Below are 13,617 nucleotides of genomic sequence, written 5' to 3'. Positions count from 1 at the left end.
GCTTCAGCCAGCTTTTCGGCCTTGGCAATGGCTTCTTCGATGGTTCCCACCATGTAGAAGGCTTGCTCCGGCAGGTCGTCGTGCTTGCCTGCGAGAATCGCATCAAACGAGCGGACAGAGTCCTCGCGGCTGACGTATTTTCCGGCGATTCCGGTGAAGGCTTCTCCCACGTAGAAGGGCTGGGAGAGGAACTTCTGGATCTTGCGAGCACGCGAGACGATAAGTTTGTCCTCGTCGGAGAGCTCGTCAATTCCGAGAATGGCGATAATGTCCTGAAGCTCTTTGTAGCGCTGGAGGATAGACTGCACGCCACGGGCGACGCGGTAGTGCTCAGTTCCCACAATCGCGGGGGTTAACGCGCGGCTGGTAGAGGAGAGCGGGTCCACGGCGGGGAAGATTCCCTGGGCCGCCAGGTTGCGCTCCAGAACCGTGGTCGCGTCGAGGTGCGAGAACGCGGTCGCCGGAGCCGGGTCGGTAAGGTCGTCAGCGGGAACGTAGATCGCCTGCACGGATGTTACTGAGCCCTTGCGGGTGGAAGTAATACGCTCCTGGAGAGCGCCCATCTCACTGGCAAGGGTAGGCTGATAGCCCACAGCAGAAGGCATACGTCCCAGAAGCGCGGACACTTCGGAACCGGCCTGCGTGAAGCGGAAGATATTGTCCACGAAGAGTAGCACGTCCGCGCCATCGACGTCGCGGAAGTACTCCGCCATGGTCAGACCAGAGAGCGCGACGCGAAGTCGAGCGCCGGGTGGCTCGTTCATCTGGCCAAACACCATCGCGGTCTTGTCAATCACGTGGGCCTTATTACCACTCGCATCGGTGAACTCAGCCTCGGACATCTCCAGCCAGAGGTCGTTTCCTTCACGAGTGCGCTCGCCGACGCCTGCAAACACCGATACACCCGAGTGCTGAACGGCGATGTTTCGGATTAGCTCCTGCATCGTCACGGTCTTGCCCACCCCGGCTCCCCCAAAGAGGCCAATCTTGCCGCCCTTGAGGTAGGGACAGAGAAGGTCCACCACTTTGATGCCCGTCTCCAGAATCTCAGGAGCCGTCGCCAGATCCTCAAACGCGGGAGCGCTACGGTGAATCGGCCAGTACTCAGTAGCATTTGCCGGGCCACGCTCGTCAATAGGGCGTCCTAGAAGGTTGAAAACACGGCCTAGAGTTGCCGGACCAACAGGTACCGAGATGGCCTGTTCTGTGTCAATTGCCTCTTGCCCGCGAACGAGCCCATCGGTGGAGTCCATTGCCACCGCACGCACCACATCGTTACCCAGGTGCTGTGCCACCTCGACGATTAGATCGTCGGTACCCTTGATTGGGATGCGAATCGCGTTGAGGATCGCGGGGAGCTGACCGGGTTCAAATGCGAGGTCCACCACGGGCCCCTGAACCTGGACGATCTTGCCTGTTGCCATCGTATACCTTTATGTCTTGAGCGAAAATTTGAGTTTGTGAAAACCGGTACAGTTTACCCGGAAGTCACCAATGTTTCAACGTCTGCTCTAAAAATTGAAAATCAAGAGCGCCGACGTGGCTGAAGGGCCTCGCCACACTGGCGCAAAAAGGCCAGAAGCCCGCCTAGTAGCGCCCCATGGATCGTCGAGACCCAAAGAGCTAGCAAAAGCCCCGCGCCTGCTCCCACGGTCAGGACATTGTAGACCAGATCCAGAATAAAGAAGGCCAGCCCTCCGTAAACAGCCGCACGCCGTGGCGGCCACTTCTGGAGAAAAATAAAAGCACCGAGGGGCAAGCAGGCATTGATCACGAGAGGGCTCTGTGCCGCCGCGGGGAGTGGTAGGCGCAAAAAGGCACACATCAGCTCCAGTAGAAGCGGGCTTAAGAAGATCGCCAGGCTCATTCCTAGTCCGACGCGAGCCGCTTTCCGCCGCCCTGAAGCCGCACAGAATCCCGTGATCGCTCCGAGTAGGGCGTAGAGAAGCCATGCGTTCTGCTGCCCAATCACCATCTCTGGATTTTGAAGGCGTGCCAGTGTCGTCATCGTAGCCGCACCCAGTGTCCCGCAGGCGACTCCTGCCAGCCACGAGATCGCAGAGCGAGCCGGGTTTTCCCGCTGAAGTGCAGGAGCTGCTGTGATCGTCTCTTCTTCTAGAACTGCCTGGCGTTGCATACTAACGAAATTATCGTACAAATAGGCTCGACGCAAGAGAGTTTCCTATCATTTGCAAACCTCTAGCACTTTTCCCGTGGCAAGCTCAGGTGGGCTTGATACAATGCCCCATGCCCCGTAAGGCCAAGAAAACCCCTGAGATGCCCCCGTTGGGGCTTGATTTGCTCGATGATGTCTTTAACAAAGACCCGGACATGTTCCTCGAAGCGCTAGAGGAACTAGACGCGGATTGGGAAGAGGAGGCCGTTCCTGGCACCCTTCCTCTGATTCCCATACGCGATAGCGTCTACTTTCCTGGCATGATCTTCCCCCTCACCCTGGGCCGTGAGTGCTCGGTCCGTGCCGTCGAGGTGGCCCAAGAAGGCCGCCCCCGCATGGTGGCGCTTATCACGCAGCAGGATGTCCAAGTCGAAGAGCCACGCCCGAGTGATCTCTACGAAATGGGAATCGTCGCTGAGGTGATGCAGTTCACGCGCATCCCCGACGGCATGGTGCGTGTTTTACTAGAAGCCGGACCCCGCATCCGTGTCAAGCGCTTTTTACAGACCGCTCCGTACATGCGCATCGAAGTCGAGTCGCTCCCCCTGCCCCCGGAGCCGCCCACGCCTGAGATCGAGGCACTGGCCCGCACGGTCACCAACCAGTTCGAGAAGCTCGTCACCGATGCCAAGGGAATCCCTCCCGAAGCGCTGGTCAATGTCCTCTCCGTGGACGAGCCCGGACGGCTGGCTGACACGATTATCCCCTACTTAGCGCTTCGGGTCGAGCAGAAGCAAAGCTTGCTAGAGACACTCAATGTCGCCGAGCGTTTAGACAAGCTTGCCACAGCCCTCCACGAAGAGAGCGCCATTGTCGAGATTCAAAAAGACATCCGCTCCCGTGTCGAAAAAGAGATGGGCGATCACCAGCGCGAGTTCTTCTTGCGAGAGCAGCTTAAGGCGATTCAGTCCGAGCTGGGCGAGGCTGATGAGCGCACCAGCGAGTTCCTAGAGTATCGGGAGAAGATCCTGGCGGCGAAGATGCCCGAGGAGATTGAAGTCCGTGCTTTTAAAGAACTAGAGCGCTTCGAGAAAACTCCTCTGGTGAGCCCCGAGGCGGGCGTGCTACGTAACTATCTGGATCTGATGGTAGCGATGCCCTGGAGCACTCTCACCGAAGACCGGCTGGACATTATTGAGGCCGAGCGCATCTTGGATGAGGATCACCATGGGCTGCCCAAGGTCAAAGAGCGTATCTTAGAGTTTTTGGCGGTGCGCAAGCTGGCTGGGGACAAGCTCAAAGCCCCGATTCTGTGCTTTGTCGGGCCTCCCGGTGTGGGTAAGACCAGCCTGGGTCGCTCCGTGGCACGAGCGCTGGGCCGCAAGTTTGCGCGGCTCTCACTCGGGGGTGTCCGCGATGAGGCTGAGATTCGGGGGCACCGCCGTACCTATGTCGGGGCGATGCCGGGGCGAATCCTGCAGGCGATCCGTCAGTCGGGGAGCCGCAACCCTGTCATTGTTCTGGATGAGATTGACAAGCTCGGCAATGACTTCCGTGGCGATCCCAGCTCGGCACTGTTAGAGGCGCTTGACCCCGAGCAGAACAAAGAGTTCTCGGATCACTACTTAGAAGTGGCTTTTGATCTCTCGCAGGCGCTCTTTATCGCCACCGCGAACTTGCTGGACACGATCCCGCCCGCACTCCGTGACCGGCTTGAGGTGATCTCGTTTTCGGGCTATATCGAGGCGGAGAAGGCGGCGATTGCCAAGAACCATCTCCTGCCCCGCCAGCAAGAGAGCCATGGCCTCACCGACGAGACATTCCAGCTCGACGATACGGCCCTCTTGCGCCTGATCCGAGAGTACACCCGTGAGGCAGGGGTTCGCAACCTGCACCGGGAGATCGGCTCGCTCTGTCGGAAAGTAGCCCGCAAGCTCGCGGGGGATGAAACGGCGAAAGTGACCGTGGACTCGGAGACACTCGAAACACTCCTCGGAATGCCACGCTATGACTGGGGCAAGATGGAGGAGGCCGATGAGATCGGAGCTGCGACGGGCCTTGTCTACACCGAGGCAGGCGGCGATACGATCACGATCGAGGTGCTCCCGACACGTGGCGAGGGCAAGCTCACGCTCACCGGCCAGCTTGGTGAGGTCATGCGCGAGTCGGCACAGACGGCGTGGACTTTTGTCCGCTCCCGGCTGACCACGCTGGGAATCGCGGAGGATGCCGATAAGGGAAAAGACATCCATGTCCATGTCCCCGCAGGCGCGGTTCCCAAAGATGGCCCCTCCGCAGGCGTCACCATGGTCGTCGCACTGGCCTCCGCAATCTCCGGGCGACCGGTGCGCTGTGATGTGGCGATGACCGGTGAGATCACGCTCCGTGGGAAAGTGTTGCCGGTCGGCGGGATCAAAGAAAAAGTACTAGCGGCCCATCGCTCCGGTATTCGGATCGTGCTTCTGCCCCACGAGAACGAAAAAGACCTAGACGATCTCCCCGGCGATGTGCGCTCCGAGCTGACTTTCGTCTTCCTGCGCCACGCCGACGATGCCCTCAACGCCGCCTTACGGTAGTGACCCTCCTCCCCCTGCCCCTCCTCCCAACCCTGCGGAGACAGGGCAGAGAGAGGGGAGATTGTATAAACAGGCGAAAAGTTGTGTAGAGGGGCCGTAGTCAAGAGACTCCCCTCTTTCCCTCTCCTCCCAGGATTGGGAGGAGGGGCAGGGGGAGGAGGGCTACTCGACTCTGAAGCCGTAGCCCATGCCACGCCGGGTTTCTAGGAGGGCGGCGGTCTCGGGGGGGAGTTTGGCGCGGAGCCGTCGGATATGGATATCTACCGTGCGCTCGCCGCCGTCGTAGTCCACGCCCCAGACCATCGCGAGAATCTGCTCGCGGGGATAGCGGCGGCCACGGTGGGTAAGAAGAAAGCGTAGCAGATCATACTCGCGTGGTGTCAGGGCAAGGGGCTTGCCGTCGGCGGTGGTGACTTTACCGGCTCCCAGACTCAGGCGAATCCCCGCAAAATAGAGCATGTCCCCTGCCTCGACGGAGCGCTTGCGGAAAAACAGCAGCGCCACTCGCGCCTTCACTTCCTCAGGCTCGTAGGGCGGCAGCAGAAAGTCGTCCACAAAGGCACGCAGATCGGGCGATGTCAGATGGCGACGGGTCAACAGCGCTAGCATCGGTGGGATGGGGACGCCCTCGCCCCAGATCGAGAGCAGACGGCTCCGGGCACTGCGCAAAAGAAAAAGCTCACTACTGTCCGAGAGATCCGCAACAATGAGCTGTGGCGGTACGCCTTGAAACGCCCCAATCCACTCGTCGTCATCTGCCTCAAATATCAGAGGACAGACATGCAGGCTTGCCGCCATCAGCGCATGCGTCACTTGCAGTGGCGGACGATCCGGGGCATCGCGGGTTAAGATAAGGACGTTTTGCAATTCTGACCAGCGTTGTATCGCCCGAAGGGGGCAACACGCAACAAGGTCAGGCTAGATTCAGCGGACCGTCGCCGCAGAAATCCGGGTTGCCGAACTTAGTGATCTTATGACCAAAGCCATGCGCAAGTGAGAGAAGCAGGCGGTTGTGCGGAACGCGGGTGAACTTATGCGAGCGGCCCATCGTAAGACCCGGCATGTTCCCCACACAGACAAATGGGATATTGTCCAGCGTGTGCGAGTTGCCCTTGCCCAGCTCGTTGGTCCAGACGATCAGCGTATTATCCAAGAGGCTACCCGTGCCCCCCGGCTCCGGGGTCTCGGCGAGGCGCTTGGCTAAGTAGGCAAGCTGCTCACAGTACCACTTATTGATCTTCGTCAGCTTTTCTTGCGCCTCTTTGTTTGTATCTGGCTCGTGAGAGAGATCGTGCTGGCCTTCCTGAATCCCCAGCCAGCGCATGCGTGCCTGCCCCACCGAGTTGGTGTACTGGAAGGTCGCGACACGGGCAAAGTCAGCGGAGAAGCTGCGCACCAGCAAGTCAATTTGCAGCTTGCTGAGCTGAGGCATGTTGTCGTTGTCGCGGCGCACGCCCGGCTCTAGCGGCGGGACGGCGTGCCCCAAATCCGTGGCCTTACCGGCGGCTTGCAGCTCTTTCTCCAGATCACGCACCAGCGCCGTGTGTTCTTCGAGAATCTGCCGGTCCTGCACGGAGACACTCTTACGAAGCGTGGCGAGGTCGGCCTTGAGGTCATCTAGCACACTACTCAGACTCTGCTGGTCTTTCAGCCGTCCGTAGAGTTTCCCAAAGAGCTGGTAGGGATCATCAATGGGCGAGATGGGCTTGTTGGCCCCGGCGTAGCTCATGCGGGTCCAGGTGTCGGCGCGCTCGGGCACCATGACGCCTAGCTCCAGCGAGCCAAAGCGCGTGCGCGTGGCGGGGCTGGCTTGCAAGAAGTTCTTAATCTCCTGGTCTATCGAAAGACCACTCGACCAGCCTGCCGGGGTGTCCGAGCCGCCCTGGACATTGCCGGGAAAGAGCTCGACACCCGTTAGCAAGCACCCGATGCCACGCATATGGCTGTCGCCATCGCCGCGCACCCGATCACAGACACCGTTGAGGATCAGCGTGTTTTTCTTGAACGGCTCCAGCGGCGAGAGGCTCTCTTTTAGCGTGAAGTTCTCCCCGACTTCATCGGGCCAGAAGGTGCTCGGGACAATGCCATCGGGCGAGAACAGCACGATGAGGCGCTGCTTGCGCTTGCCCACCGTCTGCGCGTGCGCCAGCGACGGCAGGTTGGCCAGAAACGGAAGCGCAGCGGCACTCAGGCCCAGTTCGCGCAGAAAGTCTCGTCGTGTATTTTGCATGGTATTTTATTTTACCTCATGACCTCTATTCGGGCGGCGTTATGCATCCCGATTCGGGCGGATAAATCGGCCCGCTGTTGCGGCAAGACCCATAAATGGGCCTCCGGAAGTTTGAATTATTTTTCAGATTTTTATCAGAATCAGGCATGTTCAACCGTTCTAAATGTGTGAAACGAGACATTTTTCATCGACTGTATTTCCATGTGGTCTGGACGACAGCGGGACGGCTGCCTGCCCTAGAGGGGCGGCGCGAGCGTGCCGTTGCATGCATTACGACCATTGCACAGAAATTTGGGGCACATGTTCTGGCGTGCAACACCATGCCCGACCATGTGCACCTACTCATCTCCCTGCCTCCCATTGACCTGGCACATTTTATCGGCAAGGTCAAGGGCGGCAGTTCCTTCGCCCTCAACCGCCAAACCGACGACACACACACTCTGCGCTGGCAAGATGGCTATGGCGTGATCTCGCTCCGCGCTTCCGACACCTCCACAGTCATTCGCTACATTGAGGAACAAGATCACATCCACACCCAACGCAATCTCTGGCAAACCCTAGAGCGCACGGAGCCCGATGAAATCACCTAGGCCCATTCATGGGTCTTGCCGCAACAGCGGGCCGATTTATCCGCCCGGACTCGTGCCACCCGATGCCACACCCGAGTTCACCATTGGTGACGACGCGACGACGGCGATCTCTACGAGGAGTTTTTTGATATTGAACCCACTCTCCACAAAACGCTTCTGAAGCTCCAGCGAGGTTTTCGGGCCGTAGGCGCGGATGGGCTGCTTGGTGACGAACTGAAAGAGCCGCTCGACGAACGTGGCGTGGACTTCGTCGCTGCTCGCCAGGAACTGCGCCAGCTCGCGGGGGCCGTTGAACTTCGCCACGGTGCCCTTGCGCGTCTGGTAGCTGCCGGTGGCGTCAATCAGTTGGTCATTTTCTTTGTCGCGCAGCTTCCCAATCGCATCGAAGCGCTCCAGCGGGAAGCCGAGCGGGTTGATCATCTGGTGGCAGGAGACGCACGCGGCGGGCCTAGTCTGGATTGTGACGCGCTGGCGGGTGGTGAGCTTGGGCTGAAGCTCGGCGGGCGTGGGCGTGACGGCGATCGGCGGGGGGGCGAGGACGCGGCCTAGGAAGTTGCGGGTGATAAGCACGCCACGGTGAATGGGGTCGCTGGTGGAGAAGTAGGCCAGGCTCGCCAGCATGTAGGGCTGAGTCAAGACCCCCGCGCGGCTCTTGCCATCCAGGCTCACCGGCTGAAACGGAGCATCTGACGGCAGCGAGGCGCCGTAGACCTTGGCCAGTCGCCCGTTTAAGTACACTTTATCGCTGAGGAGCAGCTCGCGGAAGTCGGATTTTTCGCCCCAGGCGGTGTCCTCTAAAAACAGCTCCAGCGAGGTGCGCAGGTCCGAGGCAGCGGCTTCGTCGAACTCCGGGAAGCGTTTTTTGTCTTTTGCCAGGTCAGGGTACTGATCCACTTTGAGCCACGTTAGCAAGAACTCGCGCATCTTGCTCCAGGCACGCGGGTCGGCGAGCATCTTCTCGGCTTGCGTTCGAATCGCCTCAGGAGTCGCCAGCTCGGCCTTGAGGAGTGCGTCGTTGGGCAGCGAGTCCCAGAGCGTCAGGGCCAGCTTGGAGGCCGTGTTATTCTCGCGGTAGAGAAAATACGGAGATTTAAGCGTGAGCAAGACCACGCGCTTGAGGGCGGTCTCGGTGTCGGGCGCTTGCGAGAAGTGCCGTGTGACATAGCGCTCTAGCTCAGGATCGGTGAGCTTGCGGCGGAAGGCACGCTCCACAAATGTCCGGGCAAAGGCTTTCTCGTCCATTCCCCACTTGCGGCTTGCCACGAACTGCGCCGTCTCTAAGGCCGCATTGGTCACCGCTTCGTCCCAGGCTTTGGAGACCATGCTGCTGCGCTCGTAGCCCATGCTCCGGTCCTCGGGTGGGAAGGGCGTGTTCACCAGAAATGTCTCGGGGACGCTGGTGGGGATTAGACAGCGGGTCGGAATCGGCTCTGTCGTGAGGTTGGGGCGCTTCCAAGCAAGGGTCACAAAGGCAGGTGGAGCAGGCTTTCCCTTCTTCTTATCGGTATCGTCCACCCCGACCGTAGATTTGGAGAACTCCAGCCGGATCGGGTAGGTGCGACCTCCGAGAAGAAAGATCGGGGCGCGAAACTCCGTGTCTTTCCCGGACTTGATCCAGGCATCGATCAGAGATTTCTTATTGTCGTTCACCCAAAGCTGCACCGCATGATCGCTCTTGACCACCAGCTCGTACTCCCCCGTATCAGGTGCGACCAAGCTCCCTTCCCAGCGAATGGAGAACTGGTGCGGCTCGAACTGATCGGCAACCGGCCCGGTTGTCCCAAAGTCAAACGCCACTTGAGCATCGGTACGCTCCAGAACGCGCTCCTTATTGTCGAAGCGCTTGGCCTTGAAGTACTGCGCCTTCAGCCCCCGCTCTGCACCAACGCTTGCACTGCCGCGAAAGCTGCCCACCAAGTCCGCCACCGCGCTCTTGAACTGCCGCGACGTGAGCCGCGAGAGGCTCACGCGTGCCGGGCGATTGCGCTCCTGGGCAATCGGGGAGTAGAACGCGTCCTGCATAAACGCCGCCACGAGGCTCGCATCCGCAATCGCGATATGCTTCGCCCCTGGTGGCATCGTTTTATTCAGAAAACTCGCCAGCTCCGGAGTGGTCTGCGTTCCCGTCAGCGGCTTGGGATAGCCCGCACCGCCCTCACCTTTTGGCCCATGGCAGGGAGCACACTGCGCCGCGAAAAGCTGCTGTCCGGATGGCTTCCCCAAAGCCGATTTCGTTTTCGGCTTAGTCTGCGCAGCTCCAAGCCCCGTCAACGCAAGGGTCAGGCTCATTCCTAGGATCAGGCGTTTTGAAAGCATTGTCTTTTGATACGCCAGAACCACGAGGGAGGTTCATGTTTTTTTCGAAAAAAGAAAAATAAAAGGCAACTTTTTCGTGAATTATGAGTCAGGAATAACAAAGGACAAATTAATGCGAAACCATTGTGTAATGTTGCTTTTGATTGGGCTCAGTGCTGTGCCCGCTTTTGCCGAAGAAGGCCAAGAGGGAAATTCAAGACGTCACTTTCGTGACCGTGGAAATATCACCGTCGGGCTGGGCAACTGGGGCGGTTTCAATGGCGGCCGTCTAACAGGGACGTACGATCTGCTCTGGACAAAGGGGAAAGGCCGAACAAGCCTGGGTTTCTTCGCCGATGCAGGTGCCAATACACCAGGCTCCCTCATTCTCACCCAATCCGAGTTAATGCGTGAACCACAGCGTGCGGTAGGCTTTCAAGGCGGTGGTATTCTGCTTGAAAAACGTATAGGAAGCCTCTACGCCAGCGCGGGATTGGGACGCTACTTCATCACACACTTCTATCCTGTGGAAGACAGCCAACCCGACCCGATTATCAGCGGAATCTACGCCTGGGGAGTCCGCTACGCTCTCGGGGTCAACTACCGTCGCTTTCTTTTTCAAGCGAGCGCAACTCGTATGCCATCCCCTCCCACGGAGCAACGCGCACGCAATACGATCTACTCTTTTGAGATTGGAACACGCTACTAAAAATGAAACTCTCTCTCACCATAACTCTCATCTTGCTTTGTTTCAGCGTTCAACCAGCACGTGCCAAGCAAAGCCGAAACTCTTTCTTTGAGCATGGCTCACTCAATATCGGTGCCCTCAACTGGCGTGGCATGGCAACAGGATTTCGTGGGGGAGCCACCTACGAGCCTATGCTCCTACAACGTTCAGCAGATAAAAACCTCTCACAGACGAAGCTAGGATTCTATGCTGATGTGCTCGGTGTAGAGGGATCGCATCTCTTTGATCCACCCGCATCCACGCATCTAATTAGCAGCATTTTCAGTGTCGGAGGTGGATTTCACCTTACCCATTCCCAAGGACGCTTCGTCGCCAGCATTGGCTTGGGGCACTACAGCCTGACCCACAGACTCACACAACATCAGTATCAAAATGCACTTCTCTCCAGCAGACGCTCCGGCTGGGGAACACGTTATGCCATAGGCACTGGCATTGGTAGAGGTCGTCTCGACCATCTCCAGCTCAGCGTTACTCAGCTCCCTCGTTTACAAGATGAACGCCGTGGAAATAACATGATCATCGGCCTTGATTTTATTCATAGACATCGATAAAGTTCTCTGATAGGAGGACGTTTTTAGAAAGATGCAAAACCGATTTCTCACACTAGGGCTTTTGCTCGCGCTGAGTGGCTCTGCCTATGCGCAAGAAGGTAGTCTCAGCTCCGCAGCATCGCAGAAGAGGCAATCTCTGACCGGTGGGCTGCTGAGTCCGTTTCCGTTTCTTCAGCAGATGGAGTTCTCGATGGGCACTGCGCGGAGCGGCTCGTTTACCGGGTTGCGCTTTACCTCCAGCCAGATGAAGCGCAACCAGGGCTATTTTCTAGACTATGGCTCGCTCCAGCCCGGCGCTTTCACTCTTGGTAATGGCTTTGCCAACCGCCAGGTGAGTTTTCTGGGAGTTGGGGTGCAGGCACGCAAGCGTGTGGGACGGAGCTTTGCAACTCTGGGAACGGGGCTCTACCGCGCCGACCACGAGCAGCCATTCTTTGACAGTGGGCCAGATCGCGTCCTGAGCAGCGCAACGGGCCTGGGTCTGCGCTACGGACTAGGCTACCAGGCGAGCAGCGTCTCGTTTCAGCTCAGCCTGACACACCTGCCACGGTTCCGAAGCAGCAACCTACTCAATCAACCTCTCGCGGGCCTAGATCTGGGCTATCGCTTTTGACATTCCCCTCTTGGGGAGGGTACACTGAGACCGAAATGATTGTCGCAACAAAACAACTCTTCGCCCACGCGTACGGCAAGTACGCCATTGGCGCTTACAACATCAACAACCTTGAGCAGATCATGGGCCTCTTCCAGGGCTGCATTGACAGCAAGGCTCCTTTTATCATCCAGATCTCCAAGGGCGCTCGCAGCTACGCCAACAAGCAGATGCTGGAAGCCATGATCCGCACTGCTGAGGAGATCTTCCCCGAGGCCATCTTCGCCGTTCACCTAGACCACGGCGACGAGCAGACCTGCTACGAGTGTATCGAATCGGGCTTTTACAGCTCCGTGATGATTGATGCCAGTCACTCCTCGTTTGAGGAAAACATCGCCATCACCAAGCGTGTGGTAGATGCGGCCCATGCCAAGGGACTCTCGGTCGAGGCCGAGCTCGGAATGCTGGGTGGCGTCGAGGAGCACGTTCAGGTAGATGAGAAAAACGCCTGCCTAACCGACCCTGACGAAGCGCTGGAGTTTGTGAAAAAATCCGGCTGCGACTCGCTGGCCTGTGCCATTGGTACCAGCCACGGCGCGTATAAATTCGCAGGTGGCCAGGGCATCCACTTTGATCGTGTGAAGGCGATCCAGGACCTGCTCCCCGGCTTCCCGCTCGTCATGCACGGTTCGTCTTCCGTTCCGCAAGACGAAGTGGCACGCATCAACGCCGCCGGGGGCGAGCTTAAAGGCGCGAAGGGCGTAGACACCGCACAGTATCTCCCCGCCGCCAAACTCGGCGTCTGCAAAGTAAACATTGATACCGACGGTCGCCTTGTCTGGACCCGCGTCCACCGCGAGTTCTTCAAGGAGCAGCCCGGCAACTTCGACTTCCGCACCCCCGGCAAGATCTTCATGGCCGAGTACGCCAAGTTCATCGCCAGCCGCAACGAGCTCCTAGGCTCCGCAGGTGAGCTGGAAAGCCTCCGCGAATCCCTCAAGGGCTAGGCACCGCCCACAAGCCCCCTCCCGCTCCGCGAGAGGGGGCTTTTATTTTGACTTTTTACTCTTGACTATGAGCAACGTAAACATTGGCAAGCAGGCAGCCGGGGAGGTCGCGGCAAAGCTGGTTCACGACGGTATGATCGTCGGTATTGGAACGGGCTCGACCGTGGCGTACTTTATCGAGGCGCTCGGGCGGCGTGTCCAGACCGAAGGCTTGAAGATTCATGGCATCCCGACCTCGGAAGCAACCGTGGCCCACGCGACTCGCCTTGGGATTCCGCTGGTGGAACTTACTCCCCAAACGTGCCCGGATCTCACCATTGACGGCGCAGATGAAGCCAATCCTAAGCTGGACTTAATCAAAGGCGGCGGCGGTGCACTTCTTCGTGAAAAGCTCGTCGCGGCAGCCTCAGCAGAGTTTGTGGTAATCGCCGACTCCAGCAAGCGGGTGGCGCAGCTCGGGGCATTTCCCCTGTCTATCGCCGTGGTTCCCTTTGCGGTTGCGAATCTCATGGCGCAGCTCAAAGAGGAGTTCGAGGTGGCACCTCGCCTGCGTCTGTTGGCCAGTGGGGAGCCATTTGTCACCGATGACGGGCTCGCGATTCTCGATCTGCCCTTTGAGCGAATCCAGCGCCCCGCGATCTTAGATAAGCGCCTGAAGGTCATGACGGGGGTAGTCGAGACAGGGATCTTTATCGGCCTGGCTAAGCGCATGTTGCTGGGCCACCCTGATGGCCGCGTCGAGGCTGTCTATCCCGTGGACTGAAGGCGCTTGCGCATTGTAAAGTGGGGAATCTCCGCCTCGAAGAAGCGCTCACCCTCAACACCAAAGCCTAGCTTCTCGTAGAACCCCACCACGGGCTCTTGGGAGTGCAAAAGCACCTCCGTAAAGCCACGCTCGGTGAGAGTTGCCAG

General features: G+C 58.7%; 13 protein-coding genes. 7 read left to right on the top strand and 6 right to left on the bottom strand.

All coding sequences use genetic code 11. From position 1 onward, the window contains the following. Both atpD and RMO15_RS25570 read right to left on the bottom strand, forming a co-directional pair. A partial coding sequence (gene atpD / locus RMO15_RS25575; RefSeq protein WP_309719404.1) for a F0F1 ATP synthase subunit beta occupies nucleotides 1-1,424 on the bottom strand: 1,424 nt, incomplete at its 3' end. A 101-nt stretch (nucleotides 1,425-1,525) separates the two neighbouring features. Beyond that, nucleotides 1,526-2,137, bottom strand: a complete 612-nt coding sequence (locus RMO15_RS25570) for a hypothetical protein (protein WP_309719401.1) — start codon at nucleotides 2,135-2,137, stop codon at nucleotides 1,526-1,528. Between the two features lie 110 nt (nucleotides 2,138-2,247). Between RMO15_RS25570 and lon the strand changes: the two genes are divergently transcribed. After that, nucleotides 2,248-4,692, top strand: a complete 2,445-nt coding sequence (gene lon, locus RMO15_RS25565) for an endopeptidase La (protein WP_309719398.1) — start codon at nucleotides 2,248-2,250, stop codon at nucleotides 4,690-4,692. Between the two features lie 162 nt (nucleotides 4,693-4,854). Here the strand turns inward: lon and RMO15_RS25560 are convergent, their stop codons facing one another. After that, entirely contained in the window at nucleotides 4,855-5,559 is a 705-nt protein-coding gene (locus RMO15_RS25560; RefSeq protein ID WP_309719395.1) for a response regulator transcription factor, read from the bottom strand. Nucleotides 5,560-5,605: 46 nt separating this feature from the next. Further along, complete coding sequence (locus RMO15_RS25555) at nucleotides 5,606-6,922, bottom strand: DUF1552 domain-containing protein (RefSeq protein WP_309719392.1); 1,317 nt, start codon at nucleotides 6,920-6,922, stop codon at nucleotides 5,606-5,608. 167 nt (nucleotides 6,923-7,089) lie between these two features. Here RMO15_RS25555 and tnpA point away from each other — a divergent pair, with 167 nt between their 5' ends. Next, nucleotides 7,090-7,512 carry an IS200/IS605 family transposase gene (gene tnpA, locus RMO15_RS25550; RefSeq protein ID WP_309719389.1) on the top strand — a complete coding sequence of 141 codons (423 nt, stop codon included), beginning with the start codon at nucleotides 7,090-7,092 and terminating at the stop codon, nucleotides 7,510-7,512. Between the two features lie 36 nt (nucleotides 7,513-7,548). Here the strand turns inward: tnpA and RMO15_RS25545 are convergent, their stop codons facing one another. After that, nucleotides 7,549-9,828 carry a DUF1592 domain-containing protein gene (locus RMO15_RS25545; RefSeq protein WP_309719386.1) on the bottom strand — a complete coding sequence of 760 codons (2,280 nt, stop codon included), beginning with the start codon at nucleotides 9,826-9,828 and terminating at the stop codon, nucleotides 7,549-7,551. 130 nt (nucleotides 9,829-9,958) lie between these two features. Here RMO15_RS25545 and RMO15_RS25540 point away from each other — a divergent pair, with 130 nt between their 5' ends. From RMO15_RS25540 to rpiA, 5 genes are all read left to right on the top strand, one after another. Continuing rightward, the gene (locus RMO15_RS25540) at nucleotides 9,959-10,516 is read left to right on the top strand and encodes a hypothetical protein (protein ID WP_309719383.1); all 558 of its coding nucleotides are present in this window, start codon (nucleotides 9,959-9,961) and stop codon (nucleotides 10,514-10,516) included. 2 nt (nucleotides 10,517-10,518) lie between these two features. After that, nucleotides 10,519-11,106: a hypothetical protein gene (locus tag RMO15_RS25535; RefSeq protein ID WP_309719380.1), complete on the top strand. Its 588-nt coding sequence runs from the start codon at nucleotides 10,519-10,521 to the stop codon at nucleotides 11,104-11,106. Between the two features lie 31 nt (nucleotides 11,107-11,137). After that, nucleotides 11,138-11,719: a hypothetical protein gene (locus tag RMO15_RS25530; RefSeq protein ID WP_309719377.1), complete on the top strand. Its 582-nt coding sequence runs from the start codon at nucleotides 11,138-11,140 to the stop codon at nucleotides 11,717-11,719. A gap of 35 nt (nucleotides 11,720-11,754) precedes the next feature. After that, nucleotides 11,755-12,705 carry a ketose-bisphosphate aldolase gene (locus tag RMO15_RS25525; protein WP_309719374.1) on the top strand — a complete coding sequence of 317 codons (951 nt, stop codon included), beginning with the start codon at nucleotides 11,755-11,757 and terminating at the stop codon, nucleotides 12,703-12,705. Nucleotides 12,706-12,772: 67 nt separating this feature from the next. After that, nucleotides 12,773-13,468 (top strand): ribose-5-phosphate isomerase RpiA, encoded by a 696-nt coding sequence (gene rpiA / locus RMO15_RS25520; RefSeq protein ID WP_309719371.1) that lies wholly within the window; start codon nucleotides 12,773-12,775, stop codon nucleotides 13,466-13,468. On the opposite strand, the gene RMO15_RS33450 is transcribed toward rpiA, so the two are convergent. Next, the gene (locus RMO15_RS33450) at nucleotides 13,453-13,584 is read right to left on the bottom strand and encodes a GNAT family N-acetyltransferase (RefSeq protein ID WP_369016162.1); all 132 of its coding nucleotides are present in this window, start codon (nucleotides 13,582-13,584) and stop codon (nucleotides 13,453-13,455) included. The two genes, rpiA and RMO15_RS33450, sit on opposite strands and share 16 nt — an antisense overlap. Nucleotides 13,585-13,617: the final 33 nt, after the last annotated feature.

Source organism: Armatimonas sp., from assembly GCF_031410135.1.
Classification (GTDB): domain Bacteria; phylum Armatimonadota; class Armatimonadia; order Armatimonadales; family Armatimonadaceae; genus Armatimonas.
The sequence above is the reverse complement of the archived record's forward strand: the minus strand, read 5'-3'. Positions and strand labels throughout refer to the sequence as shown.